The 23,777-nt window shown below is 72.5% G+C and carries 25 protein-coding genes and 1 pseudogene; 16 read left to right on the forward strand and 10 right to left on the reverse strand.

Annotated features, from left to right (window positions below; all coding sequences use genetic code 11):
* Positions 1-565 (forward strand): class I SAM-dependent methyltransferase (locus DVH02_RS08990; RefSeq protein WP_147286023.1); only part of this gene is annotated, 565 nt, incomplete at its 5' end.
* Between the two features lie 43 nt (positions 566-608).
* Here the strand turns inward: DVH02_RS08990 and DVH02_RS08995 are convergent.
* The gene (locus DVH02_RS08995; RefSeq protein ID WP_114623258.1) at positions 609-1,871 is read right to left on the reverse strand and encodes a D-arabinono-1,4-lactone oxidase; all 1,263 of its coding nucleotides are present in this window, start codon (positions 1,869-1,871) and stop codon (positions 609-611) included.
* A 140-nt stretch (positions 1,872-2,011) separates the two neighbouring features.
* Here DVH02_RS08995 and DVH02_RS09000 point away from each other — a divergent pair, with 140 nt between their 5' ends.
* Positions 2,012-2,758 carry a YoaK family protein gene (locus DVH02_RS09000; protein ID WP_147286024.1) on the forward strand — a complete coding sequence of 249 codons (747 nt, stop codon included), beginning with the start codon at positions 2,012-2,014 and terminating at the stop codon, positions 2,756-2,758.
* 265 nt (positions 2,759-3,023) lie between these two features.
* Entirely contained in the window at positions 3,024-3,761 is a 738-nt protein-coding gene (locus DVH02_RS09005) for a dienelactone hydrolase family protein (RefSeq protein WP_114623225.1), read from the forward strand.
* A 421-nt stretch (positions 3,762-4,182) separates the two neighbouring features.
* Here the strand turns inward: DVH02_RS09005 and DVH02_RS09010 are convergent, their stop codons facing one another.
* Together DVH02_RS09010 and DVH02_RS09015 are read right to left on the reverse strand one after the other, a co-directional pair.
* On the reverse strand, positions 4,183-4,866 hold the full coding sequence (locus DVH02_RS09010; RefSeq protein WP_114623226.1) for a siderophore-interacting protein: 684 nt from the start codon (positions 4,864-4,866) through the stop codon (positions 4,183-4,185).
* Positions 4,867-5,192: 326 nt separating this feature from the next.
* Positions 5,193-5,552 carry a darcynin family protein gene (locus DVH02_RS09015; protein ID WP_114623227.1) on the reverse strand — a complete coding sequence of 120 codons (360 nt, stop codon included), beginning with the start codon at positions 5,550-5,552 and terminating at the stop codon, positions 5,193-5,195.
* A gap of 254 nt (positions 5,553-5,806) precedes the next feature.
* Between DVH02_RS09015 and DVH02_RS09020 the strand changes: the two genes are divergently transcribed.
* Complete coding sequence (locus DVH02_RS09020) at positions 5,807-6,379, forward strand: TetR/AcrR family transcriptional regulator (protein WP_114623228.1); 573 nt, start codon at positions 5,807-5,809, stop codon at positions 6,377-6,379.
* 357 nt (positions 6,380-6,736) lie between these two features.
* Here the strand turns inward: DVH02_RS09020 and DVH02_RS09025 are convergent, their stop codons facing one another.
* Positions 6,737-7,345 carry an NUDIX hydrolase gene (locus DVH02_RS09025; protein WP_114623229.1) on the reverse strand — a complete coding sequence of 203 codons (609 nt, stop codon included), beginning with the start codon at positions 7,343-7,345 and terminating at the stop codon, positions 6,737-6,739.
* 182 nt (positions 7,346-7,527) lie between these two features.
* Here DVH02_RS09025 and DVH02_RS09030 point away from each other — a divergent pair, with 182 nt between their 5' ends.
* The 3 genes from DVH02_RS09030 to DVH02_RS09040 all read left to right on the forward strand — a co-directional run bounded on the left by DVH02_RS09030 (position 7,528) and on the right by DVH02_RS09040 (position 10,455).
* On the forward strand, positions 7,528-8,334 hold the full coding sequence (locus tag DVH02_RS09030; RefSeq protein WP_114623230.1) for a sulfite exporter TauE/SafE family protein: 807 nt from the start codon (positions 7,528-7,530) through the stop codon (positions 8,332-8,334).
* Positions 8,335-8,427: 93 nt separating this feature from the next.
* On the forward strand, positions 8,428-9,537 hold the full coding sequence (locus DVH02_RS09035; RefSeq protein WP_114623231.1) for an ABC-2 transporter permease: 1,110 nt from the start codon (positions 8,428-8,430) through the stop codon (positions 9,535-9,537).
* Between the two features lie 186 nt (positions 9,538-9,723).
* Positions 9,724-10,455 carry a VOC family protein gene (locus DVH02_RS09040; protein WP_158575852.1) on the forward strand — a complete coding sequence of 244 codons (732 nt, stop codon included), beginning with the start codon at positions 9,724-9,726 and terminating at the stop codon, positions 10,453-10,455.
* A gap of 178 nt (positions 10,456-10,633) precedes the next feature.
* On the opposite strand, the gene DVH02_RS09045 is transcribed toward DVH02_RS09040, so the two are convergent.
* From DVH02_RS09045 to DVH02_RS35975, 3 genes are all read right to left on the reverse strand, one after another.
* The gene (locus DVH02_RS09045) at positions 10,634-11,044 is read right to left on the reverse strand and encodes a hypothetical protein (protein ID WP_114623232.1); all 411 of its coding nucleotides are present in this window, start codon (positions 11,042-11,044) and stop codon (positions 10,634-10,636) included.
* 92 nt (positions 11,045-11,136) lie between these two features.
* Entirely contained in the window at positions 11,137-11,454 is a 318-nt protein-coding gene (locus tag DVH02_RS09050; RefSeq protein ID WP_114623233.1) for a UBP-type zinc finger domain-containing protein, read from the reverse strand.
* Positions 11,454-11,609 carry a hypothetical protein gene (locus tag DVH02_RS35975; RefSeq protein ID WP_233518110.1) on the reverse strand — a complete coding sequence of 52 codons (156 nt, stop codon included), beginning with the start codon at positions 11,607-11,609 and terminating at the stop codon, positions 11,454-11,456. Before DVH02_RS35975 ends, DVH02_RS09050 begins: the two co-directional genes overlap by 1 nt.
* 45 nt (positions 11,610-11,654) lie before the next feature.
* Here DVH02_RS35975 and DVH02_RS09055 point away from each other — a divergent pair, with 45 nt between their 5' ends.
* The gene (locus DVH02_RS09055) at positions 11,655-12,638 is read left to right on the forward strand and encodes a hypothetical protein (RefSeq protein ID WP_114623234.1); all 984 of its coding nucleotides are present in this window, start codon (positions 11,655-11,657) and stop codon (positions 12,636-12,638) included.
* A gap of 89 nt (positions 12,639-12,727) precedes the next feature.
* On the opposite strand, the gene DVH02_RS09060 is transcribed toward DVH02_RS09055, so the two are convergent.
* Complete coding sequence (locus DVH02_RS09060) at positions 12,728-13,522, reverse strand: polysaccharide deacetylase family protein (RefSeq protein WP_114623235.1); 795 nt, start codon at positions 13,520-13,522, stop codon at positions 12,728-12,730.
* A gap of 345 nt (positions 13,523-13,867) precedes the next feature.
* Between DVH02_RS09060 and DVH02_RS09065 the strand changes: the two genes are divergently transcribed.
* Complete coding sequence (locus tag DVH02_RS09065) at positions 13,868-14,338, forward strand: hypothetical protein (RefSeq protein ID WP_114623236.1); 471 nt, start codon at positions 13,868-13,870, stop codon at positions 14,336-14,338.
* A 68-nt stretch (positions 14,339-14,406) separates the two neighbouring features.
* Positions 14,407-14,890 (forward strand): annotated as a pseudogene (locus tag DVH02_RS09070) (isocitrate/isopropylmalate family dehydrogenase); the annotation flags it as partial.
* Positions 14,891-14,911: 21 nt separating this feature from the next.
* On the opposite strand, the gene DVH02_RS09075 reads toward DVH02_RS09070, so the two are convergent.
* Positions 14,912-16,174, reverse strand: a complete 1,263-nt coding sequence (locus DVH02_RS09075; RefSeq protein ID WP_114623237.1) for a glycoside hydrolase family 16 protein — start codon at positions 16,172-16,174, stop codon at positions 14,912-14,914.
* A gap of 385 nt (positions 16,175-16,559) precedes the next feature.
* On the opposite strand from DVH02_RS09075, the gene DVH02_RS09080 reads away from it, so the two are divergent.
* The 5 genes from DVH02_RS09080 (at position 16,560) to DVH02_RS09100 (ending at position 20,648) form a co-directional block, all read left to right on the forward strand.
* Positions 16,560-17,402, forward strand: coding sequence for an endonuclease I family protein (locus tag DVH02_RS09080; RefSeq protein WP_114623238.1), 843 nt, complete (start codon positions 16,560-16,562; stop codon positions 17,400-17,402).
* A gap of 82 nt (positions 17,403-17,484) precedes the next feature.
* Complete coding sequence (locus DVH02_RS09085; protein ID WP_114623239.1) at positions 17,485-17,847, forward strand: DUF1304 domain-containing protein; 363 nt, start codon at positions 17,485-17,487, stop codon at positions 17,845-17,847.
* Positions 17,844-18,446: a TetR/AcrR family transcriptional regulator gene (locus tag DVH02_RS09090; RefSeq protein WP_114623240.1), complete on the forward strand. Its 603-nt coding sequence runs from the start codon at positions 17,844-17,846 to the stop codon at positions 18,444-18,446. Before DVH02_RS09085 ends, DVH02_RS09090 begins: the two co-directional genes overlap by 4 nt.
* A 24-nt stretch (positions 18,447-18,470) precedes the next feature.
* Positions 18,471-19,034, forward strand: coding sequence for an SRPBCC family protein (locus DVH02_RS09095; RefSeq protein WP_114623241.1), 564 nt, complete (start codon positions 18,471-18,473; stop codon positions 19,032-19,034).
* 159 nt (positions 19,035-19,193) lie between these two features.
* Positions 19,194-20,648, forward strand: a complete 1,455-nt coding sequence (locus tag DVH02_RS09100; RefSeq protein WP_114623242.1) for a PP2C family protein-serine/threonine phosphatase — start codon at positions 19,194-19,196, stop codon at positions 20,646-20,648.
* A gap of 235 nt (positions 20,649-20,883) precedes the next feature.
* Here DVH02_RS09100 and DVH02_RS09110 read toward each other — a convergent pair whose 3' ends face one another.
* Positions 20,884-22,377, reverse strand: coding sequence for a DNA-binding protein NsdB (locus DVH02_RS09110; RefSeq protein WP_114623243.1), 1,494 nt, complete (start codon positions 22,375-22,377; stop codon positions 20,884-20,886).
* 243 nt (positions 22,378-22,620) lie between these two features.
* On the opposite strand from DVH02_RS09110, the gene DVH02_RS09115 reads away from it, so the two are divergent.
* Complete coding sequence (locus DVH02_RS09115; protein ID WP_114623244.1) at positions 22,621-23,748, forward strand: aminoglycoside phosphotransferase family protein; 1,128 nt, start codon at positions 22,621-22,623, stop codon at positions 23,746-23,748.
* Positions 23,749-23,777 lie beyond the last annotated feature (29 nt).

A 23,777-nucleotide genomic window follows, 5' to 3' on the forward strand; every position in this document is an offset into this window, starting at 1 on the left:
CGGCACCGGTGCCGGGGTGGACGCGCTGCGCGGGCTGTGTGAGCGGCGCGTCACGGGTGTCGACTTCAGCGCGGGGATGCTGGCCGCCGCCGGGGCGAGCGCGGCGGCGGGCCGGGAGCGGGGGGCGGATCCGGAGCGGGCCGCGGGTCCGGTGGTGGACTGGGTACGGGCCGACGCGCGGGCCCTGCCGTTCGCCCCGGTGTTCGATCTGGCCGTGAGCTTCGGGGCGTTCGGCCACTTCCTGCCGGCCGAGCGGCCCGCGCTGTTCGCCCAGGCGCGCGCGGCGTTGCGGCCCGGGGGTCTGTTCGTCTTCCCCGTACCGGCGCCGCCCCCGGTCGGCTCGAAGACGTACCTGACGCTCTGGGGCTTCGACACCGTGATGCGTCTGCGCAATCTGCTGTGGCACCCGCCGTTCGTGATGTATTACCGCACCTTTCCGCTGCGGGACGTGCTGGCCGATCTGGACCGGACGGGGTTCCGGACGGCGCTCTCTCCGCTGACCGGCCTCGGCGTACTGCCCGGCGGCGCCCCGCGCTGCGTGCTGGTGGTGGCGCGCCGGACGTGAGCGCCGAGGTACGGCACGGCGGGGCCGGGGTGCGGCGGGGCCGTCAGCCGCCGGGGAAGTAGCGTTCCAGCAGGTCGTTGCGGAAGGTGCCGCGCGGATCGAGCCTCGCGGTCAGCGCCTCGAAGTCGGCGTAACGCTCGTAGAGCCCCCTGAGTCGCTGGTGCTCCATGGTGAACAGCTTTCCCCAGTGCGGCCGGACGGCGAAGGGCTCCAGCGCCTCCTCGATGGCGTCCAGCACCGGGGTGACGGCGTCGGTGTCCTGGAACCAGGTGAAGTGGAAGGCCACCGAGTCGCGTCCGTACGCGGGGCTCAGCCACAGGTCGTCGGCGGCGACGGTGCGGATCTCGCCGATCCGCAGGACCGGCGCGATCCGGTCCCTGATCCGGGCCAGCGCGTCGAACGCGGCGAGCCCGTCCTCGGCTGCCACGAAGTACTCGCTCTGGAGTTCGTCGCCGTTGCTGGGGGTGAAGTCGGCCCGGAAGTGGGGCAGCCGCTCGTGCCAGGGCCCCGGGACGCCCGCCTGCCGGGTGCAGTTGGCGGGGTCCATGCCGGGTACGGGATGCAGCGGCCCGGTCGCGGGCCGGGCGCCGAACCAGTCGGCGGGCGCGGGCCACGGCCCCGGGTCGCCGACGCGCTGCTTGAGCCAGACCTGCTCCAGTTCGTCGCCGCGCCAGCCGGTGAAGAGGCTCACGCTGTACGCGGCGGACAGGATCTCGTCGAACCGCTCGCGCAGCCGCCCGTACGGGAGCCCCTCGTAGGCCCACTGTCTGATGTCGTACGCGGGCACCAGGTCGAGTGTCATCCGGGTGACGACGCCGAGCGCGCCGAGCGCGACCACGGCTCCGGCGAAGTCGGCGTCGCCGCGCTCCAGGACGAGCTGTTCGCCGTCGGCGGTGACCAGCTCCAGCGATCGGACGGCCGAGGCGAGCGTGCCGTTGCCGCTGCCCGAGCCGTGCGTGCCGGTGGCGCAGGCTCCGGCGACCGAGATGTGCGGCAGCGAGCCGAGGTTGTGCAGCGCCAGCCCCGCCCGGTGGACGTCGCCGGTGAACTCGGCGAAGCGCAGTCCCCCGCCGACGGTGACGGTGGCGGCCTCGCGGTCGACCTCGACGTGCCGGGGCAGTCCGGCGACCGAGACGAGATCGCCCCGGGTGTCCGCGATCGCGTTGAAGGAGTGTCCGCTGCCCAGCGCGCGCACCGAACGGCTTCCCGCGACGATCTCGCGCAGCCGCTCCACCGACGAAGGGGCGTGGACGCGCGCCGCGTTGAAGGTGATGTTGCCCGCCCAGTTCCGTACCGCCGGGGATATCGGCACCTCGGAGGAGGGGCCCGCGGACGTGTCGGCGGGCCCGGTGAGGGACTCGCTGTGCGGGACACCTGACGGTCGGGGGCTGTGGGGCACGGGTTTCTCCTTCGCCGGGGTCGGGGCGCGCTGATCCACTCCCTATCGTGCACCAGGTCGTAAGGTGGGCGGCCCCGAACGGGAAGCAGGTGTTCCGGTTGGCCGAGGAGCTGCCCGTGGCGCGGCGGTGGGCCGTGGGCGCGCTGCTGGTGATGACCTTCGCGACGGGGCTGGTGGACGCGGTGAGCTTTCTGCGGCTCGGCCATGTCTTCGTCGCCAACATGACCGGCAATGTCGTCTTCCTCGGCTTCTCCTTGGCCCGCGGCACCGGACTGCCCGTGCTCGCGCCGATCGTGGCCATGACCGCCTTCGTGCTGGGGGCGTTCGGCGGCGGCCGGCTCAGCAAGGCGTTCGGTGACCGGCCCCGGCACTGGATCGGCGGCGCGTTCGCGGTCCAGGCCGCCGGGCTCGCGCTGACCTCGGTGCTGCTCGCCACGGGCACGCCGCGGCCCGAGGGGCGGTGGGTGCTGCTGGTCATCGCGCTGCTCGGGGCGTGCTCCGGGCTGCAGAACGCCACGGTGCGGCTGCTGGCGCCGCGCGACCTGACGACGACCGTGCTCACCCAGACCCTCACGGCGCTCACGGCGGAGAGCGTCCTCGGCGCGGGGACCGGCGCCAGGCCGCAGCGCAGGATCGCTTCGGTGCTGGCCATGTTCGCGGGGGCGGCGGCCGGGGCGCTGCTGCTCCAGGTGACGTCCGCGGGCGTCGTCGCTCTCGCGTCCGTACTGGTGGCGGGCGCGGCCTGCGTGTTCGCGCTGGCCCCGGGAGAGCGGCCCGTACCCGCGGCCCGGTGAGCCGCCGGTCCGTCAGCGGACCGGTCGCGCCGGGCCGGTCGCCGTCAGCGACCGTCCCACGCGCCGCAGCCCTTCGCGGACGTCGGCCTCGGCGGTGGCCTCCCGTGCCCGTAGGGGCAACGGGATGATCCCGACAGCGCTGCCGTGGGACGGGGTTTGTGACGGTCCTTGTGGGCCCTCGCCGTATTGGGGATACCCGGCCGGTGTTCTGCCGGTGGCGGAACACCGGCCGGACCGGGCTCGACGATCACTACAGTCCGGATGCATGACGACGATTACGGCGCGTACGGTCGCCTATCCGGCCGACGGTCTGACGATGATCGGGCACCTCGCGCTCCCGGCCGGTGTCGACCGTCGGCCCGCGGTGCTGCTCGGACCGGAGGGCATGGGGCTCAGCGACGTCGAGCGCCGCAGGGCCGATGCTCTCGCCGAGCTGGGATACGTTGCGCTGGCTTTCGACCTGCACGGTGGGCGCTATGTGGGTGACCCCGAGGAGATGCTGGCCCGTTGCCTGCCGCTGCTCGCCGACCCCGACCGGATGCGGGGCATCGGCCACGCGGCACTCGACGTGCTGCGCGCCGAACCGCGGACCGACCCCGACCGGATCGCCGCCATCGGCTACGGCACCGGGGGCGCCGTCGGGCTGGAACTCGGGCGGGACGGCGTCGACCTGCGCGCGATCGGGACAGTCAACGCGACCACCACGGGCCGACCGGGCGAGGCGGCGCGCATTCGCTGCCCGGTGTGGGCCGGCGTCGGGTCGGAAGACCCGATCATGCCGCCCGCGCAACGGAACGCGTTCACCGCAGAGATGCAGGCCGCGGGCGTCGACTGGCGCCTCACGGTCTACGGCGGCGCCCTGCACGCCTTCCACCACCCGCCGGTCGACCACCCCACGGTCCCCGGCGTCGGCTACCACCCGCGGCACGCGCGGCGAGCCTGGCGCGATGTCGTCGGCCTGCTCGCCGAGTGCCTGCCCGTGACGGAGGACCTGGGGGCCTGACCCAGGCAAACATGCCGGCGCCGGACATGGTCGGCATCGGGCACGGACCATCCCCTCACCTCAAGTCCGCACAGCAGAACCACCTTCGGATGGATACTCGATCGCGGAGACGTATGCACAACTGCCGCAATAGATGCCGGATTTACTGCGCCGGGGGCCCTGCCGCGAGCACTCCGACCTGTGACGGGGCGTGCGTCCCGGCCGCCCCGGCGAGGTGTACGCGTTTACCGCGGCGTAACGGTGCTGACCACGCGCTGAGACGACGTTTCCTCCGCCTCGGCTCGCAGGGCCCTCGCAGCACGCACACTGCCGCGTTGTGGCCGCGCTGTGGCCGCTCGCTGACGCGCCTGCGCGCTCGCCGCACTCCCTCGGGACTTTGACGACAGGGCCTGGTGGCGGACGGAGGCGTACGCCCTGGCCGTCAGTCCATGCCCTTCCTGCCCGGCGTCCAGAACGGCTTGGTCAGGACCGCGCGCCGGTCCCACCCCGCTTCCTGGAGCACCCGCCGCACTGCTTGCACGTCCCGTGCCTCCCCGGCGACATACGCGATCCCGCCGGGTTCGGGGGCGAGACGTCGTACCGCGTCCGGCAGTGACGTCTCGCCCCGGAGTATCCAGTCGAGCCGGTCGCCGCCCGCCAGGGGCAGCCGGTCCGCAGCTGTCGCCGTCTCGACGCACCCGGAGACGACGGCTTCCCCGGGCAGTGCCGCGAGCATCGGACCGAACGCGACCGAGGCCGTCTCGTCGCCGACGAAGACGTGGTGGGCGGCGTCGGGACGCAGCGTGAAGGTGCCCTCGGGGCGCCGCAGCCGCACCTGTTCGCCTGGTGCGACGGTGCGGCCCCATCGGGCGCCCGGTCCGCCCTCCGCGTGGTCCAGTACGCACAACTCGACGCCGCCGGACGGGTCGTAGTGCCAGATCGAGTACGTACGGAGGGTGAGTCCGCCGACCAGGACTCGCACCTGCTGGCCTGGCTGGACCTCCAGACCGGCCAGTTGTCCGCTGTCAATGCGCAGCCGACGCATCCGGGCGGTGACCTGCTCGGCCTCGGTGACGGTGCCGCGTAAGGTCAGAAGATCGAGGACGGGGTTCAGGACATCGGGCATGAAGGCTCCTCAACGGGGCGGGTTGTCGTACTCAGCGCGAGACTGAACGCGATAGTACGCGTTTGCGAGAGATCGCGATAGTGCGCGTCGGGGCGGCGGCGCCGTAACCGGCGACCACGGCCGCCGCCGCCAGCGGAGCGCCCGTGCGCGGGGCCGACCCCAGGCCGGAGGTCGGGCCCGCCTGGCGCGTGACGGGCTCGACCGGAACCGGCGCCGACCGAACGGGGTGCGCACGCCGCCGCGGGCGCCTTGTCGGCCCTGCCGCATCGCGGTTCGCCCGACGGTCGCCCACCACGCCGCGCCGGTAGGAGACCGCCAGGCGACGCTCAGGCGTTACTGGTCGCCAGCGTGTCGATGTCGTAGTGCTTGGCGTACCCGTTCTCGACGCCCACGAGGATTTCGACGATCTCGAAGTAGTGGTCCCAGAACGGCGTCTCGCGCAACGCCTCGATGACCAACTGGAAAGCCTCGTGGTCGCGCGCCTCCCAGACCCAGATGTCGGTGACGCGGGCCGTGTAGAACTCGGTGTCGTAGTAGCGCCAACGCACGCCTTCGGCCTTGTCCTTGATGGCGGGCAGAACGCTTTCCTGGAAGGCGGCGACGCGCTCCGGCACGGACAGCTCCAACCAGGCGCGATGGGTCTTGAGGAGGATGAACGCCGTTACGGCGGGCTCGAAGTCGGACATGGAGGATCTCCTCGCAGGGTGCTGGACAGTGGTCACGACGCGGTGCCGCAGGCCCTCGACCAGGCCGGGACGGTCGGATTCCAGTCGGGAAGGTTCGCGCGTGCGGGTGCCCGTGGCCCCTGCGACGAAGACGTGCACGACTTTCCACAACCAGTTTCGGTTCACCGCGTATCGAAACCATAGGGGGTATCGGTACACAGTGTCTAGTTATTCGGTGGGCATAACCGGTCAGGCCGTCTCGCTACCATGGCGGGATGATCGAGTTGAAGGGCCGCGGCGGCCGACCCCGCAGCGAGCAGGCGCGCGAGGCCGTCCTGCACGCCGTCGACGACCTGCTGCTCGAGGTCGGCTACGCGGCCCTGACCATGAAGGGCATCGCCATGCGGGCGGGCGTCGGACGGCAGACGGTCTACCGCTGGTGGTCGACGAAGGCGGAGGTCCTCTTCGAGGCGTGTGTGGACGACGCCGAGGAGGAACTCGCCGTCGCGCCGACGCGTACCCCGCTCGCCGAGATCACGTCCTACCTCGACGCGCTGGTGCGCTTCCTCGCCCACTCACCGGCCGGAGCCGGCTACCGCGCCCTGCTCGCGGCCGCGCAGCACGATCCGGCGGTGAAACAGTTGATCGCGACCAAGGACGTTCTCAGCGCCAGCGCGAGTGCCGTCCTGAACCGCGTCGACCCGGCCCGGCCGGCCGACGACCAGGCAATCGCCCGGCTGATCGGACCGGCCTTCTTCTGGATCATGAGCGGGCGCGACCCGGCGCAGCTCGACACGCACGAGCTGGCACGAAGCTTCCTCCAGGATCTCGGCTCCGAGGTCCCCTGACGGCGAGCCCGCCACGCCGCTCCCGGCTGAAACTCGCTACCCGGCAGAAGAAGGCCAACCGCGCTCACGCCCGGATCCGCGCGATCCGCGAACGCGCCAACGCGGCTCTCAAGTCCTGGAAGAGCTGACGAAACTTCGCCGCCGCCCCCACCGGGCCACCACGAACGGGCAGGCCGTCCTCGCTCCGCACCACGTCGAACACCCCACCTGTGCAGGATGAGAAAGGCTCACGGTGTGCCCGCGCCGACGGTGGAGGCGGCGAGTACACCGAGTCCGATCAGAGTGATCCGACTGTCATGGCTACTTCATGATGAGATCCCGGGCGCACTCGCCAAGTGAAACAACGCCCACGCCGCATCAAGAGCAACTCGTTGCCCCTTCGGCCGGTCGCGCCGGGCCGGTCGCCGTCAGCGACCGCTCCACGCGCCGCAGCCCCTCGCGGACGTTGGCCTCGGCGGTGGCCTCCCGCGCCTCGGCCGGGGTCATCCAGCGCAGCGGGGCCTCGGGACGCTCGGGGCGTGCGCTGCCGGGTTCGGCCGTGGCGAGCGCGAACCGCAGATCGGCGTGTTCGTGCGCGGGCTCGCCGCCGCCCGCGGGGACGGGCACGACCACGACCTGGACCAGCGTGGCCCGGCCCGCGTCCGGATAGGGGACCAGATCGGCGAGGCCGGTCTCCTCCCTGGCCTCCCGCAGCGCGACCTCGACGGGGAGGCTCTCGCCCGGATCGCCGTGACCGCCGACCTGGAGCCAGGTGCCCAGCTTCGGGTGGTGGCGCATCAGCACCCGTCCGCTGCCCGGGTGCACGATCAGGGCGGAGGCGGTCACGTGCAGCGGGATCGTACGGAGCCAGGGATCGGCGGCCGTCCGTACGAGCGCCAGGACCCGGGCGACGTCCGCCGCCTCGGTCGCGTCCCGTGCGGCGTACCGCTCCAGCAGCTCCGCGATCGGCCGGCCCGTTGTCCGCATGTGTCCGTTCCCCCTCGGTCAGCCCGGCGCGCGCTCGCGCTCCGGAGCGGAGACTACGGACCACGGCGGGCGGTGTCGTGCGGATTTCCCGCCGTCGCGCCTCTGCTTCGGTGGCTTCGCGGGCCCCGTCGTCAGGGCCGCCGTCAGGGCCGCCGCCGGGGCCGCATAGCATCGGTTGTCGCATGGACATCACTTGGTGGGGATTCGCCGCGCTCGCCTCGGCGGCGGCGCTGGTCGGTTTCTCGAAGACGGCGGTGAGCGGAGCGAACACGGTCAGTCTGGCCGTCTTCGCCGCCGTACTCCCCGCGCGCGAGTCGACGGGTGTCCTGCTGCCGCTGCTGATCGTGGGCGATGTGCTCGCCGTGTTCACCTACCGGCGCCATGCCCACTGGCCGACCCTGTGGCGGCTGTTCCCCGCGGTCGCGGCGGGCGTTGTTCTCGGCACGGTGTTCCTGGCGTGGGCCGGTGACGGCGCGGTGCGCACGTCCATCGGCGCGATCCTGCTGCTGATGGCCGGGGTGACGATGTGGCGGCGGCGCGGCGCGGCGCGGGCCGGGGCGGGGACCGAGCGGCCGGCCGACGGCTCGGCGGGGAAGGGACGGATACCCGATTCCGGTGGCTCCGGGGTGCTGGGACCGCGCGTCAAGGCGGGGTCCTACGGCGTACTCGGCGGCTTCACCACGATGGTCGCCAACGCGGGCGGCCCGGTCATGTCGCTCTATCTGCTCTCCTCGGGCTTCCGGAAGCTGGGCTTCCTGGGCACGTCCGCCTGGTTCTTCCTGATCGTCAACACCTCCAAGCTGCCGTTCAGCGTGGGACTCGGACTGATCGACGGACCCTCGCTGCTGCTGGACGCGGCGCTGGTGCTCTTCGTCGTGCCGGGGGCGCTGATCGGCAAGGCGTGTGTGAACCGTATCGACCAGCGGCTGTTCGAGCGGCTGGTGATCGGGGCGACCGTCCTCGGCGGGCTGCAACTGCTGCTGCGCTGAGGGCGCGGCCGTACCGCTGCGGACGGAACGCGACGGACCGACCCCGCCGGAAAGATACACAGATTTTCCGATATGCGGGTCTACGGTGCCTCTATGGACGCGGATCGCGAAGACACGACGGCCGGGAACCCCCAGGGCGCGCACCGGGCGCACGGCTCTCACGGCAGGCGCGGCACCGCCGCCGAGAAGTGGGCCGCCTTCACGGCGTCCCCGTTCCTGCCCGCGGTCGTCCTGGTCTTCATCCTCGCGGCGGCGGCCGGGCTCTTCGCCGGTTCGTACACGTACAACATGGCCAATCCCACACCCCACCGGATTCCGGCGGCCGTGGTGGGGCCGACCGGCACTCCGCAGGCGCGCGCCTTCGTGAACGGCATGGAGAAGGCGCTCGACGCCTCGCTCGAACTGCACCGCTACCCCGGCGGGAAGGCGGCACGCGAGGGTGTGGAGCAGCAGGAGGTGTTCGCGGTACTCACCTTCCGGCCGCGCGTGGTCGACTTCGCCGTGGCCGGGGCCGCCGGGGCCTCGGTGGCACAGGTCCTCACCGAGACGGCGCCCGTCGTGGCCAGGAGCGTGGGGGTGCCCGTACGGATCAGCGACATCAAGCCGCTCCAGAAGGGCGATCCGCGCGGGCTGGCGCTCTTCTACATCTCGCTGGCGGCCGTGATCATCGGCTTCGTGGGCGCCATCCAGCTGAGCGTGCACGCGCGCGGGCTCGATCCGGCCGAGCGGATCGCCTTCACGATCGCCTACTCCCTGCTCGGCGCGTTCGCGATCGCCTCGGTGGTGGACTGGTGGCTGGGCGCGCTGCGGCTGCCCTTCCTGGAGTCCTGGCTGATCCTGGCGTTCACGATGTTCACCTCGGGCATGGTCTTCACGATGTTCAACACCCTGATCGGGCGGTGGGCGATGCTGCCGACCTGGGGTCTGATGGTGCTCCTGGGCAATCCCTCCTCGGGCGGGGCGGTCTCCTGGCCGCTGCTGCCCTCGCTGCTCGGCCACATCGGGCGCTGGCTGCCGCCGGGCGCGTCGATCAACGCGCAGCACACCGCCGTGTACTTCGGGAGCGCCCAGCACGTCTTCCCGTTCGCCGTGCTGGCGGGATGGTGCCTCGTCTCGACGGCGGTGTTCTGGTTCTGGCGCCACCGGCATCCGGGCGGCAGGGAGCACACCCCCGCGCACGCGGCGGAACAGGCTCCGGCGTGAGCGGGCGCCGGGGCCGCCACCGGACGGTGTGATGCGTCACAGCCCGGAAGAAGATCGCCGCCGACCGGAGTAGAGGTACCGAACAGCGGCAATACGTACGGGAAAGACGTGTCGGACGAGGGCGGAGTGAGCGGTGTGGAGCGGGACAAAAGAGACTCACAGTCGGTGGCGGGGGCTCCATGCTGGGTGACGCTGCTCGCACGTGAACTGCCCGCGTCCCAGGCGTTCTACGGGGATGTCCTGGGCTGGACCTACCGGCCCGCCGGGCTGGGCGACGACTTCTGTGTGGCGCTCTCCGACGGGCAGCCCGTCGCGGGGATCGGGGCGCTGGCCTCCTCGCTCCAGGTCGCGGTCGCCTGGACGCCGTACTTCGCGGTGGCCGATGTGGACGCCGCCGCCGCGCGGATCAGGGAGCGCGGCGCGACCGTCGCGGTGGGGCCGCTGGCCTTCCACTCGGGCCGGGCGGCGCTGGCCGCCGACCCGGACGGCGCGGCCTTCGGCATCTGGGAGGGCGCCGTGCGCTCCGACTGGACCGTGGGACGCGGATCGGCCCCGGCCTGGCTGGAGTTGCGCACCCGCGACATCGATGACGCCGCCCGCTTCTACGGCGAGGTCCTCGGCTGGGCGCCGAAGTCCGAGGAGGGGTACGCCCTCACCCGGGAGGAGGATCACGCGGTGCTGAGCCAGGACGAGCAGGTCGTCGCGAAGATCCGGGACGGAGCCGTGCAGGCTTCGGCGGATCCCTCGCTCCGGCCCCGGTGGCACGTCTACTACCGGGTGCCGGAGGTGTCGGGTTCGGTGGCCGCCGCACTGAACAGCGGGGGTGTCCTCGTCTCGCCGCACGACGCCTCGTCCGCCCTGCGGGAGGCGACCCTGCGCGACCCGGACGGTGCGCTGTTCACCGTGACAGCGGGCTGAACGTGTCAACACGGTGGGTCAACCATCACTCTCCACTCCAGGGTGATGGTTGACCCGTCGTGCCCATGTGGCGTGTGTGTACTCATGTGGCGCGTGGGGAGCAACCGGTCCGGAGCCGGCCACCGCCCGCTGACCGCCGTCGCGTCCGCCGCCCCGCCGATCGCCGTCGCGTCCGCTCCTATTCCGGACGGCCCAGCGCCCAGCCGGCGACATCGGCGAGCCGGCCGCGCCAGACGGGCAGTTCGATGCCGTCCGGGCGGCCCGCGGCGGTCAGCGTGACCTTGCGCAGATGGATCCACCGGGGCAGCAGGTGGGAGCCGTCCTCGCCGCGCACCTCGTCGACGGCCTCGTCCACGGCCTCGGGGAACCGGGCCAGCAGCTCCGTACCGTCGGCACGGACCCGGTGCAGCGCCTCGGCCCAGTCGGCCTTCCAGGCGTCCCTGGTGATCAGATCGCCGTGGACCAGCCCTCCCGGCACGTTGAGGGTGACCGGCAGTCCGGCGCCCGGATCCTCCCCCAGGAGCCTGATCAGCATCTGGAGCTGGAGGTCGGGGACCGGTTCGGTGAGGGCGGGAATCTGCGTCGTCATGGTGACGACCTGCCCCGGGAACGGCCCGGCACTCCCCGTCGAGCGGGCCGGGATACGCCGCACGGGTGAGCGGCGCGCGGACGGCGCCCCACTCAGGCCACTCTCTCCGGGGGAATGCCCTCGACCTCGAAGACCAGCTCGTCCTCGTAACACCACCACCAGCCCTCACCGGGCTCGTACGAACGGATGAGCGGGTGCCCGGTGGCGTCGTGGTGCGCGGTGGCGTGCTTGTTCTTGGAGGAGTCGCAGCAGCCGATGTGCCCGCAGGTCTGACATTCGCGCAGGTGAACCCAGGTGTCGCCGAGCGCGACGCACTCGGGGCAGCTGTCGGCGCTGTCCGGGGTCACCGGCTCGACATCCGCGAGATGGGGGCAGATGGGGCCACCGAACCCCATTTCACTGTTCGTCATCACGCCGCCGCCCGTCCGACCGCACAGGTCTCCTCGGATCCGTAGCCCTTTTTGTCACCGTACGACCGCCTCCCCTTCGCCGCCAGCAGGACGTGGCGGGCGGGGGCCGCCGAGAGCGCCTTGACAGCCGCCCGACGGCGGAGAAGTCTGGACATTTCCGGTCCGGACGGCGACCGGCAGGGGGACCGGGGGGACATGTCGTGGGCGGTACTCGTACGCGCGGAACGGGGACGTCGGCCGGTGGGGGCAGGGCGGTCGCCCCGGGCGCCACGCCCGCTCTCGCCCTCTGCGCCCTGCTCTCCCTCGCCCTCGCAGCCTGCGGATCCGGAGACGGCGACGGCGCTCCCGACGCCCCGACCTCGGCGGTGACCGGCGCGCCCGCGCCGCCGACGGTCTCCCCCGCCGGGTACCGGCAGTCGCTGGACCGCGCCCTGAAGCCGGTGGACGCGGCGGTGCGCGCGATGAACCGGGCGAACGGGGGCAGCGCGCCGAGCGAGACCTTCGCGCGCGCCTCGGACGCGGCCGGGACCGCCGCCGACACCCTGCTGGAGACCCCCGCGCCGGACGACGCCGCGACCGCCCACGTACGTCTGGCCACGGCGCTGCGCGCCCTGAGCGGGAGCCTGGAGAAGGCGGGGACGGCCCACGGCAGATGCGTCGCCCCGCCCCGGGTGGCGCTGGCCTCGACCGGCGGTGCGGCCGGTCTGCGCGAGGCGAGCGCCGCGCTCTCCGGCCTGGGCTATCCCGTCCGCGTCGCACTTCCGCGTACGGAGAGGCCCCAGCACCGCAGACTCGGCAACGGAACGCTCGTACGGGACAACGGCCGCGCGGGACTGGGCCGGCTCACCGTCGACAACGGCACGTCCTCGGACGCGGTGGTGTCGCTGACCAGGGGCAGGAGCACCGCCTTCAGCGCCTATGTCCGCAAGGGCGGGAGCGCGACGGTCCGCGCGGTCGACGACGGCTCGTACACCGTGTACGTCGCCTCGGGCGCCGACTGGAACCCGGCGAAGAGGTCCTTCACCCGTGGCTGCGTCTTCCAGAGGTTCGATGACAAGGCGGCGTTCCGGACCGTCGCGGTGACCGGCGGGACGCAGTACACGGTGCTGACGTACTCGCTGGCCAAGTCGCTCGGCGGGAACGCCGCCACCAGCGAGGTGCCCGAGGACGGGTTCCCGTCCTGACGCCCGGCCCGCGGCCCCCCGGGGGCCGGGGTCCGGCTCCGCGCGCCGGTCAGGGCTGGTCAGCGCTGGTCAGCGCTGGTCGGGGCCGGTCAGGGCCGGTAGACCTTGCCGGGCTCGGGCGTGCCAGGCGCCAGCAGTTCGGGGACCGTGACGAAGGTGTAGCCGCGCTTCTTCAGCTCGTCGATGATGCCGGGCACGGCGGGCACCGTGCCGTCGTAGATGTCGTGCAGCAGGATGATGCCGTCGCGGTCCGCCTGGTCCAGGATGCGCTTCTCGATGAGGGCGGAGTCGGTGGTGGAGTAGTCCTTGGCGGTGGCGCTCCACAGCACCTGCGCCAGACCGAGTTCGCGCGACACGTCGGTGACGGCGTCGTCGGTACGGCCCTGCGGCGGGCGCATCAGCGTCGGCCGGTGACCGGTGATCTTCGCTATCGCGTCCTGGGTGCGTTCCAGCTCCTCGCGCACCGCGTCGGAACCGATGTCGGTCAGGATCTTGTGCGACCAGGTGTGGTTGGCGATCTCATGACCCTCGTCGGCTTCCCGTTTGACCAGTTCCGGGTGTTTGACGACATGGTTCTTGCCGAGCAGGAAGAAGGTGGCGCGCACCTTCTTCTCCTTGAGTATGTCGAGGAGTAGGGGCGTGTGTTCGCTCGGGCCCGCGTCGAACGTGAGGGCTATGCAGCGCTCCTCGGCGCAGTCGACCCCTGCCCCCGCCCCGGCCCCGGCCGCGCCGTCGGCGGCAGCGGCAGCGGGATGCGCGCGGGCATCGGCGGGCGAGGTGACGTCGTACGACGAGCAGCCGCTGAGCACCGACGTCAGACAGGCGGCGACCACCAGCGCCGCGGCGGCCCCCCGTGACGTGGAGGTCGTGGTCTTCCGTGGCATGACTGTTCCCTCTTCCGATGAGCTTCCGAGGAGCCGGGGGCGGCCCGCGCACGACTATACCTACGATGTATACATGCCGTGCATAGTGAGTCGGAGGCGTACCGGGAACATTCGACAGTGGCTCGCCGTTGGACGGAGTGAGGGTGTGGATGGAACTGAGTCCCCGGGCCCCATAAGGAATCGCCCGTGGGGAAGATCGTTCGGCTGAAGCCCCACGGAGCCCATCGCCGCGAGGCGACCGCCATCCACATCCTTCCTCGATCGACCCCGACCGGCGTCCCCCCGTCCGGTCGGGGTCTCTCTGTGGCACGACGGGAGGCGTCTGTGGCACCACGGGAGGCGGAAGTGACGCAGGAGTCCGACGGCTTCGAGGCGGCCACCGGGGACGGCCCGACACCGGGAGCCGGGCCCCGGGCGCGGGAGGCCGAGGTGCGCACCGCGTTCGAGGGGCTGCTCCAGATCCGGCGGCTGACCCACACCGGGCCCGGCGATCCGGCCTCGGCTCCGGCCGCCTGGGAACGGCGGCTCCCGGTGCGCGCCGTGGCGCTGGCGCTGGAGGCCGCCGGGCTGGCGGCCTCCGCGGTGGACGGCGCGGGCCTGCGGACCGCCACGGGCTACCGGGTGACGGCCGGGGAACGGCCCGCCACCGTACGGGTGGAGTGGCTCGGGCCGCCCGGCGGCGGGGCCGCGCGGCAGGAGGAGCGCGCGCTCACCGAGTGCGCCGGGGTGCTGGCGCGGCTGGGCTGGGAGGCCCTGCTCTACCGGGGGCCGGGGAAGCGGCGCTTCCTGGAGGTGGAGCCGGGAGCCACCGCCTGACGGGACACCGGGCCTCGCGTACGCCGGGAAGGTCGCGGCAGCGCCGGATCGGGCCGGCCGACGGACTCCAGGAACACATCGACGCGCTCGCCGCCAAGTTCGCGCGGGAACCGGAGCGGTTCGATGTCGTCGTCGGATCGAATCCGTTCGGCGACGTCCTGAGCGATCTGGCCGCCGCGGTGGCGGGCGGCACCGGCATCGCCCCGGCCGCCCGTCTCGACCCCGAGGGCGCCTTCCCCTCCATGAACCCCGAGGGCGCCTTCCCCTCCACGTTCGAGCCCGTACACGGGTCGGCGCAAAACATCGTGGGACGAGGTGTCGCCGGGCCGCTCGGCGCGATCCGGTCGGCGGCCATGGCGCTCGGCCACCCGGGCCACCCGGGCCACCCGGGCCACCCGGAGGCGGCGGGGACCGTCACCGACGCGACGGCGGCCGGGCCGGCCGGGACCGAGGCCGCGCACCCCCGATCCGGGCGGTACGGCGAGCACCGACGCGTTCACGTCCGGGCCGATCGCGCGGATCGACGTGGCGGGGCGGCCGGTCCCCCCGTGACCGGCCGCCCCGCCACCCGCCTCAGCGGTTCACGGTCCACTTCTGGTTGGGCGTGCCCGCACAGGTCCAGATCTGGAGCTTGGTGCCGTTGGCCGAGCTGTTCCCGGTCGCGTCCATGCACTTGTCGGCCTGTACGTTCACGACGTCCCGCGCGCCGGAGATGCCCCAGCGCTGGTTTCCGCCGCCGTTGCAGTCCCACAGCTGGAGCTGGGCCCCGTCGGCCGTGCTGTTGCCCTTGACGTCGAGGCACTTGCCGAGCGCGCGGATCGAGCCGTCGGCGGCGACGGTCCACTTCTGGGCCGCCGTGCCGTTGCAGTCGTAGAGCTGCACCGCCGTGCCGTTCGCGGCGTTCGCGCCGTCCACGTCCACGCACTTGCCACCGAGACCGGTGATCGTGCCGCCGGACCCGCCGGAGCCGCTGTCGCTGGTGGTGACGCGCACGTAGTCCACGACGAGCTGCTGCGGGAAGGTGCTGCTGCCGTCGGGGTTGCCCGGCCATTCGCCGCCGACGGCGAAGTTCAGGATCATGAAGAACGGCTTGTTGAACACCCAGTTGCGGCCGCCGAGGTCGGCCGGGGTGCGCCGCTGGTAGACATTGCCGTCGACGGACCAGGTGACGGAGTCGGGGGCCCAGTCGACCGAGAAGGTGTGGAAGGCGTCGGCGAACGCCTGGCCGCCGGGCAGGGTGTAGCCCGCGCCGATGCCCGCACCGCCGGAGTATCCGGGGCCGTGCAGCGTGCCATGGACGGTGCCGGGCTCGAAGCCGACGTTCTCCATGATGTCGATCTCACCGCTGTTGGGCCAGCCGACGCTACCGATGTCGTCACCGAGCATCCAGAACGCGGGCCACATGCCCTGGCCGCGCGGGAGCTTCATCCGGGCCTCGACGTGTCCGTACGTGGAGGTGAACTTCCCGGCCGTGTTGAGCCGGGCCGAGGTGTACTCGCACCGGCCGTACCAGCACTGGTAGTTGTTGGGGTTCTCCTTGCGGGCGGTGATGACCAGATTGCCCTGGCCGTCGAGGGCCGCGTTGCTGTTGCCCGAGGTGTAGTACTGGCGCTCACGGTTGTTGCCGCCGTTGTCGCCCGTCTCCAGCTGCCACTTGGAGCCGTCGACGGCCGCTCCGGCCGGACCGTCGAAGTCGTCGGAGAAGGTGACCGCGGCGGCCGCGGCGGGGGTCGCGTCCGACGGGGCCGCCGCAGCGGCGGGAACCGCGGTCAGCACCCCCGTACACAACAGGGCGAGCGCGCAGAGCGCGGTTCGCCGTATCGGGGAGATACGCACAGGGCATCACATCGCTTTACGTGGGGGGCGTGAGCATGACATTCAGTGAGCCGGCGGCCCCCGGGAGGACCGTCCGGGACACGTGATTCAGTAGTTGATTTAAGGCAGGTCCCGAGGGGGCGTCAAGGACCTGGTATGGACCATAGTTGGCCGGATTTCGATCCCCGCCACCGCCATATGCTCATTTACCCGCCGGACCCGGGCGCCGGGCCCGGCGCCGACTCCTCGCAACTTGACCTGCACATGACTGTCACGGCGTGTTCACACAAGGCGACCGGCCCTGTGGAAAGCTCCCGCTGAACCGTTTCCTCGCGACCACCGCGGCACCGTCCCCCACCCGGTGGCCGCGCGCGGCGGTGGTCCCCCCGGAGAGGACAACTCCCCCATGCCACGTCGCCAACGTTCGGTCCGACGCGTGCTGTTGGCCCTCGGCGTCGCCACCGCGACGCTCGCCACCACCGCCGCCGCGGCGCCGGTGAGCGCACCGTCCGCGAGCGCGCCCGCCACCGCGATCGCGACGTCCGCGGCGGCCACCGCCGCACTGGACGACACGTACTACCAGAACGCGATCGGCAAGAGCGGCACCGCGCTCAAGTCGGCGCTGCACACGATCATCAAGAACCAGTCCAAGGTCAGTTACGCGCAGGTCTGGGACGCGCTCAAGAGCACGGACCAGGACCCGGCGAACAGCTCGAACGTGATCCTGCTCTACAGCGGAGCCTCGCGGGCCAAGACGCGCAACGGCGGCAACACCGGCGACTGGAACCGCGAGCACGTCTGGGCCAAGTCCCACGGCGACTTCGGCACGGCGACCGGCCCCGGCACCGACCTCCACCATCTGCGCCCGGAGGACGTCACCGTCAACGCCGCGCGCGGCAACAAGGACTTCGACACCGGCGGGAGCGCGGTCTCCGGGGCCCCCGGCAACTACACCGACTCCGACTCCTTCGAACCGCGCGACGCGGTCAAGGGCGATGTCGCCCGGATGATCCTCTACATGGCCGTGCGGTACGAGGGCGACGACGGCTGGGCCGACCTCGAACCGAACGAGAAGGTCAACAACGGGTCGAGCCCGGCCATGGGCAAGCTCTCCGTGCTCAAGAAGTGGAGCGCGCAGGACCCGCCGGACGCGTTCGAGAAGCGTCGCAACGACGTCATCTACGAGCAGTACCAGAACAACCGGAACCCGTTCGTCGACCACCCCGAGTGGGTCGCGGCGATCTGGTAGGCCCCCCGGGCACCACGCGTGCTGGACATGTGTCTAATATTCATGGACACCTGTCCAGCACGACGTTTCCCGGGAGTCCTCCATGCAAGCAGTCGCACACATACTGGTCGGCCTGGTGGCCGCGCTCCACGTCTACATCCTGGTGCTGGAGATGTTCCTCTGGGAGCGCGCGCCGGGGCGCGGACTCTCCGGCTTCGACGCCGACATGGCGCGCAGGACCGCCCCGCTCGCGGCCAACCAGGGGCTCTACAACGGCTTTCTGGCCGCCGGTCTGATCTGGGGGCTGATCGCCGCCGACCCGACCGCGTACCGCGTCCAGGTCTTCTTCCTGAGCTGCGTGCTCGTCGCCGGTCTGTACGGCGGCCTCACCGCGAACCGGCGCATCCTGTTCGCCCAGGCGCTGCCGGGCGCGATCGGACTGGCGGCCGTGCTGGCGGCGGGATGACGCCCGGCGCCCCGCCCGGCGGCCCCGTCGGCGAACCGGCCCACGACCCGCGTACGGCGCGCACCCGTGACCGGCTGCGCCGGGCGCTGCTGGACGAGTGCGCGCGGCGCCCGCTCGACGAGGTGGGGGTCGCGGCGCTGGCGCGCCGGGCGGGGGTGGGCCGGGCGACGTTCTACCTGCACTACCCGGACCTCCAGGCGCTGGCCGTCGACGCCTGCGCCGGTATCGTGCGCGACGCGGTGGACGCGCTGCACGCCTGGCGCGGGGCCCCCGACCCGCGCGTGCCGCCGGCCGCGCTCCCGGAGTTCTTCGACCGTATCGCCCCGCACGCCGCGCTGTACCGGACCCTGCTGAGCCCGGGAGGCGGCGGCCCGCTCGGGGAGCTGCTCCACCGCGAGCTGCGAGAGCGCAGCCGCGCGGAGCGGGCGCTGGCCGGGGCGCCGGAGCCGGAGCTGATCGCCTCCGCCGTGGCCGCCACCTTCACCGGGGTGCTGGCGGACTGGCTGCACGGACTGATCGAGGACACTCCGCACTCCCTCGCCACCCGGGTCTGGCGGCTGCTGGTACGACTGCACGGCACGCCCTTCACCCAGACCTGACCGCACAGCAGGATCGGAGCCCCCATGTCCCGCACCCTCGTCGTTTCCGGCTCACTGGTCATCGCCGCGACCCCGGCGGCGCTCTACGACCGCGTCAGCAGACCGGCGCTGATGGGCCGGTGGAGTCCGGAGAATCTCGGCGCCACCGTCCGGGGCGCCGACGGGCCCGGCGGGGGACCGGGTACGGACGAGGGTGCGGGCAGGGGCGCGGCCCCGGAACGGCAGACCGGGGTCGGGGACGTCTTCGACGGCCGGAACAAGCGGGGCCCCGCGCGATGGACCACCCGCTGCACGGTGACCGTCGCCGACCCCGGCCGGCGGTTCGCCTTCCGTGTCCACGCGATCGGCCTGCGCACCCCCCGGCTGCGCGGCTCCATCGCCACCTGGGAGTACCGCTTCGAACCGGTCCCCGGCGGCACCCGGGTGACCGAGGTATGGCGCGACGACCGCCGCGACTGGCCCGACTTCGTGGCGAACGCCTTCGACCGGCTCGCCACCCGGGGGCATACGTTCGCCGCGTTCCAGGCGCGGAACATCAGGACGACGCTGCGCAATCTCAAGCGGGTGGTGGAGGAGGAGTCCGGCTGAGGGGCAGGTGACGGCGGCCCCGCCCTTCCTGCGGCATATGCCAGACGCATCACCTGATCGAGTGTTGCCAAACGCCTGTCGGGTGACTCCGGGCTGTGCAACAGTCGTAACGGTCCACCCTTGAGACCAGGCAGTGCCGCGCCCGTATCGGAGTACGAGATGCCGTCCCCCCTGTTCGCGGACCGTCCCGCCCCGCAGCCCACCGAGCGGGGGACGGTGGAAGCACTCATCGACATGACCCGTCGGCTGCGCGGGGACATGGACGCCGTGCGCCGGGACGCCTCGACCGACGGTGACGACACGCTCTGGCGCTGGCAGCGCGCGCTCTGCGATCTCGCCGTCCAGCAACTGAACGAGCTGAGCGGCCACTTGGATCAGCTGCGGACCGGCCGCCCGGCCGGGATCCCGGCCGACGGCACGGCGGACGACGGCGCTCCGGGCGGCGCCGAGGCGTGCCGTCGCACGGCGGACGAGGCCGCCGTCGGCGGGGTCGGCAGCGCCGAGTGGAATCTGCTCACCGACGAGGTGCGCTGGTCCGACGAGCTGTACCGGATCCTGGGGCGGGCGCCCGAGAGCGGCCCGCTGCCCCTGGACGAACTGCCGTCGCTGGTCTTCGCCGAGGACGAGGCCCTGTTCACCACGATGGTGACGGACTGTCTGATCGACGGCAGGCCGATGGACGGCGAGCTGCGGCTCGTCAGAGCCGACGGCCAGCTGCGCACCGTGCGGCTGACGGGTGAGCCGGTCCTCGACACCGACGGCTGCACCGCCTCCATGTGGGCGGTGGTGCGCGACGTCAGCGCCCTGCGGCGCGGTGAGCGCGCCCTGCGCGAGTCCCGCGAGTCGCTCCGCCGGGAGCGGCGGACGGCGGGGGCCGAGGAACGGCTCGCCGCAGAGCTGCGGGAGGCCGTACTGCCCTCGGCGCACGACTCGTTGCGGCTGGCGCGCGGCGGCGCCGTGGCGCTCGATCTGGCCGCGCGCCCGCTGTCGTCCCCGTCGGACCCCCTGTCGGGCGGCGACTGGTACGACACGCTCGAACTGCCGAACGGTGAAGCGTTGTTGAGCGTCGGCGACCTCACCGGGCAGGGCGTGTCCGCCGCCTCCTGCCTGGCCATGGTGCTGGGCGCGGTACGCGGCATGGCCATGGCGGGTGTCGGGCCCGGCGCCCTGCTGGCCCACCTCAACCAGCTGCTGGAGACCTCGCGGCGGCCCGCGCTGGGCAGCGCCCTGTGCGGCCGCTACGACCCGGTGTCCGGGACGTTCTCCTGGGCGCAGGCGGGCCACCCCGCCCCGCTGCTGTTCCGCGGCGGGACGGGGCGCGCGCTGACCCCTCCGGACGGCGTCCTGCTCGGCGCGACCACCGGAGCCGCGTACGAACAGGCCGAAGTCCAGCTGCTCCCCGGGGACCTGCTGGTCCTGCACACCGACGGGCTGACGCGCACCGCCGGAGCGGACGGCGCGGGTACGGGGACGGAACGCGACCGGCTCCTCGCGCTGGCGCCCCGGCTCGCCGGGTCCCGCGACGCCCGGGAGTGCGCCACCGTGATCGCCGAGGAGTTCGGACAGGCCGAACGCGCGGTCGACGGCTGCGTGATGGTCGCCAGGATCGGGTGACCGCCGCTGTGGCCGGAACCGGCCGACCGGCCTGGATGGCTGAATCCGATGGGAGAGCCTAGGGCGTGTTGCGAAAGTAGCGCCGTCCGCCCGGAGGGCGGGGCTCGCGGCGTCTGGTGCGTGCGATCGCAAGGCGGAGGATCGTCCTCGTACTGGACGTACTCGGACGACTCCGACAACGCGGCGAGCGCGCGTGCCGGGCGTCGCGGGCCAGGCGGGACTTTCGCAACACGCCCTAGACCTCCGTCCTGCCCTGCTTCTTCACGGCGGCTTTCGGCATGGCTCTCTCGATCTCCTGGCGCAGCTCCTCGATCCTGCGGTATCCGGCGTACTGACCGGTGAGCCGGTACATCTCGCGCAGCCGGTCCCAGGTGCGGATCGAGGAGGTCTCCCCCATCGACACCAGCGCGAGCCGCGCGTAGCGGTCGGCCTGTTCGGGGTCGTCCGCGATGAAGCAGGCGGAGGCCAGCGAGATGTAGTCGAAGATCATGGACCGCTGCCGGCCGCCGACCCGCAGCTCCAGCGCCTTCTTGGCGTGCCGCTGCGCGATGACCGCCGCCCCCGGCTCGTGCTCGGCGAGGGTGCGGAAGGCCAGGGCCTCCATGCCGTGCAGATCGGCCTCGTCGAACATCTGCATCCAACTGGGCGCCGGTACGTCTCCCTTGTCCGCGACGAAGAGGTCCTCCGCCTCACCCAGCGTGCGGCGCATGGCCTGGCCCCGGCCCATCGACGCCTGGGCCCACGCCTCGATGGTGCAGAGCATGGCCCGGGTGCGGGGCAGGTTCTCCTCGCCCGAGCCGGACTTGGCGAGTTTCATCAGATCGAGTGCCTCGTCGGGACGGCCCAGGTGGATCATCTGCCGGGCGGCGCGGGACAGGGCCTCTCCGGCGCGGGGGCGGTCGCCGCCCTCGCGGGCCGCGTGGGTCGCGATGACGAAGTACTTCTGGGCGGTGGGTTCGAGGCCGATGTCGTGGGACATCCAGCCGGCGAGTACGGCGAGGTTGGCGGCGACGCCCCACAGGCGCCGCTGGAGGTGGTCCGGGTGGCGGTAGGCGAGCATGCCGCCCACCTCGTTGAGCTGGCCCACCACGGCCTTGCGCTGGAGTCCGCCGCCTCGGGCGGCGTCCCAGGCGCGGAACACCTCGACGGAGTCCTCCAGTGCCTCGATCTCCTGCGAACCGATGGGCGCGGCCTCGTAGAGGTCGTACCCGGCGGGCTCCGCGTGCAGGGGATCGGCCGACCGGGGCGCGTCGGACGAGAGTGCGGGGTCGGAGTGCAGCCAGTCGTACATGACGCTGGTGAGTGCTGGGCCCGCGGTGAGCGCGGCACCCGCGCCCACCAAGCCGCGACGGTTGAGCATGAGGTCCATTCCCGTGAATTCGGTGAGGACCGCGGCCGTCCGGTCCGGCGCCCAGGGAAGGGCGTCCGGGTTCTCCGCGTTCCCGGCTGCCCGTCGTCCCCCCGCGCGTCCGCCCCGGACGAACCCGAGGTCCTCGATGGTCACGACACGACCGAGCCGCTCGGTGAACAGGGCCGCCAGCACTCTCGGCACGGGATCGCGCGGGGTCTCGCCCAGATCGATCCAGCGCCTCACCCGCGAGGTGTCGGTGGCCAGTTGGGGGTGGCCCATGGCCGCCGCCTGCCGGTTCACCAACCGCGCGAGTTCGCCCTTGGACCAGCCGGCCAGGCCGAACAGATCCGAAAGACGGGTGTTGGGTTCTCCACCCACGTCAAGCCCCCAGGTTCTCGGCTGAGTTGACAGTAGCTCTCCGTAGCTCCCGGTCAGCTGCCCGGCGACTATTCGCCAGGGTTCGCCAGGGTCCGCCAGATGGTGTGCCACCCGTGTGCCGGTGTCGGGTAGGAACGCGCCACCCCGGCCCGGCAGCCGGACGTACTCCCCAGGGTGCCTCACGGCCGCCGGGGCGGGTGGGCGCACGCAACTCGTCCACACACGAAGGGATCTGTCTCGCCCATGAACACAGCATCGTCCTCCGTGTCGGCTCCGCCCCGGGAGCGGCGTACGGTCACGCCCGGGAGCGGCCCGTACCTCGACCCGACCCATGCGGGGCGGACCCGGCTCAGGGCGGGGACGGTCGCGGGGCCGCTCAGCGGGAGACTCGATTTGTCCGGACCCCAGGGTGCCCAGCTGCGGATGGCGATCACGGCCGTGCACCGGGTCTGCCCGGAGTTCAATCCGGTGCAGGTGCTGCGCCGCAGCGGCCGCTCCGTCCTGCTCGTCGGTTCCACCGGGCGCACCACGGCGGTCGCCAAGTGCCTGCTGGACCACTCGCCGGTGTGGACGGAGAGGTTCAGGCACGAAATAGCGGCCTACCGTGCCTTCGTCCGGCACCGGCCCCCGGTGCGCGTGCCCCGGCTCATCGCCGCCGATCCCGAGAACTGTGCGCTGGTGATCGAGCGGATGCCCGGCAGGGCCGCGGCCCTGACCCGTCATCCGATGGATGCCCCGCCGCGCGCGGACATCCGCTCGGCGCTGGGCGCGATCGCCCGGCTCAACACCTGGCGCCCGCCGGCCGGGATGTTCGACAAGCCGCTCGACTACGCGTCGCGGATCACGCACTACCACGAGCTGGGGCTGTTCACCGACCGCGATCTGGGGGATCTGCAGAAGCTGCTGCACGGGCTCGCGGGCGCCCGCCAGGGCCTGGGCGAGTTCTGCCACGGTGACGCGCTGCTCTCCAACATCCTGCTCTCCCCCGCCGGTCCCGTGCTGGTCGACTGGGAGCACGCGGGCTGGTATCTGCCCGGGTACGACCTGGCGACGCTGTGGACCGTGCTCGCGGACGCCCCGGCGGCGCGGCGGAAGATCAGCCAGCTCGCCGCGGCCAAGGGCCCGGCGGCGCGGGACGCGTTCCTGGTCAATCTGATGCTCGTGCTGACCCGGGAGATCCGGATGTACGAGACGGCGGTGCAGCGCGCGATGCGGGAGGCGCCGTCGGCCACCGGCTCGGTCCCGGCCTCGGCCCCCGAGCGGCAGAACGCCCTGACGGCGGGTGAGGAGCAGCGGCTGCTGCTGCGCCGGCTGCACGACGACTGCGCGATGGCGCGCCGGGCGGTGCGGGCGGCGGTCGGCACCCGCTGACCTGGGCGACGGGGTGGCGCGGGGCGCGT

It is taken from the genome of Streptomyces corynorhini (assembly GCF_003346515.1).
Classification (GTDB): domain Bacteria; phylum Actinomycetota; class Actinomycetes; order Streptomycetales; family Streptomycetaceae; genus Streptomyces; species Streptomyces corynorhini.

What these genes read in the sequence shown, in the direction of transcription:
- DVH02_RS09005 (WP_114623225.1), top strand. Translation starts at nt 3,024, where the DNA reads ATGACGACGATTACGGCGCGTACGGTCGCCTATCCGGCCGACGGTCTG.
- DVH02_RS09010 (WP_114623226.1), bottom strand. Translation starts at nt 4,866, where the DNA reads ATGCCCGATGTCCTGAACCCCGTCCTCGATCTTCTGACCTTACGCGGC.
- DVH02_RS09015 (WP_114623227.1), bottom strand. Translation starts at nt 5,552, where the DNA reads ATGTCCGACTTCGAGCCCGCCGTAACGGCGTTCATCCTCCTCAAGACC.
- DVH02_RS09020 (WP_114623228.1), top strand. Translation starts at nt 5,807, where the DNA reads ATGATCGAGTTGAAGGGCCGCGGCGGCCGACCCCGCAGCGAGCAGGCG.
- DVH02_RS09025 (WP_114623229.1), bottom strand. Translation starts at nt 7,345, where the DNA reads ATGCGGACAACGGGCCGGCCGATCGCGGAGCTGCTGGAGCGGTACGCC.
- DVH02_RS09030 (WP_114623230.1), top strand. Translation starts at nt 7,528, where the DNA reads ATGGACATCACTTGGTGGGGATTCGCCGCGCTCGCCTCGGCGGCGGCG.
- DVH02_RS09035 (WP_114623231.1), top strand. Translation starts at nt 8,428, where the DNA reads ATGGACGCGGATCGCGAAGACACGACGGCCGGGAACCCCCAGGGCGCG.
- DVH02_RS09045 (WP_114623232.1), bottom strand. Translation starts at nt 11,044, where the DNA reads ATGACGACGCAGATTCCCGCCCTCACCGAACCGGTCCCCGACCTCCAG.
- DVH02_RS09050 (WP_114623233.1), bottom strand. Translation starts at nt 11,454, where the DNA reads ATGACGAACAGTGAAATGGGGTTCGGTGGCCCCATCTGCCCCCATCTC.
- DVH02_RS35975 (WP_233518110.1), bottom strand. Translation starts at nt 11,609, where the DNA reads ATGTCCAGACTTCTCCGCCGTCGGGCGGCTGTCAAGGCGCTCTCGGCG.
- DVH02_RS09060 (WP_114623235.1), bottom strand. Translation starts at nt 13,522, where the DNA reads ATGCCACGGAAGACCACGACCTCCACGTCACGGGGGGCCGCCGCGGCG.
- DVH02_RS09080 (WP_114623238.1), top strand. Translation starts at nt 16,560, where the DNA reads ATGCCACGTCGCCAACGTTCGGTCCGACGCGTGCTGTTGGCCCTCGGC.
- DVH02_RS09085 (WP_114623239.1), top strand. Translation starts at nt 17,485, where the DNA reads ATGCAAGCAGTCGCACACATACTGGTCGGCCTGGTGGCCGCGCTCCAC.
- DVH02_RS09090 (WP_114623240.1), top strand. Translation starts at nt 17,844, where the DNA reads ATGACGCCCGGCGCCCCGCCCGGCGGCCCCGTCGGCGAACCGGCCCAC.
- DVH02_RS09095 (WP_114623241.1), top strand. Translation starts at nt 18,471, where the DNA reads ATGTCCCGCACCCTCGTCGTTTCCGGCTCACTGGTCATCGCCGCGACC.
- DVH02_RS09100 (WP_114623242.1), top strand. Translation starts at nt 19,194, where the DNA reads ATGCCGTCCCCCCTGTTCGCGGACCGTCCCGCCCCGCAGCCCACCGAG.
- DVH02_RS09115 (WP_114623244.1), top strand. Translation starts at nt 22,621, where the DNA reads ATGAACACAGCATCGTCCTCCGTGTCGGCTCCGCCCCGGGAGCGGCGT.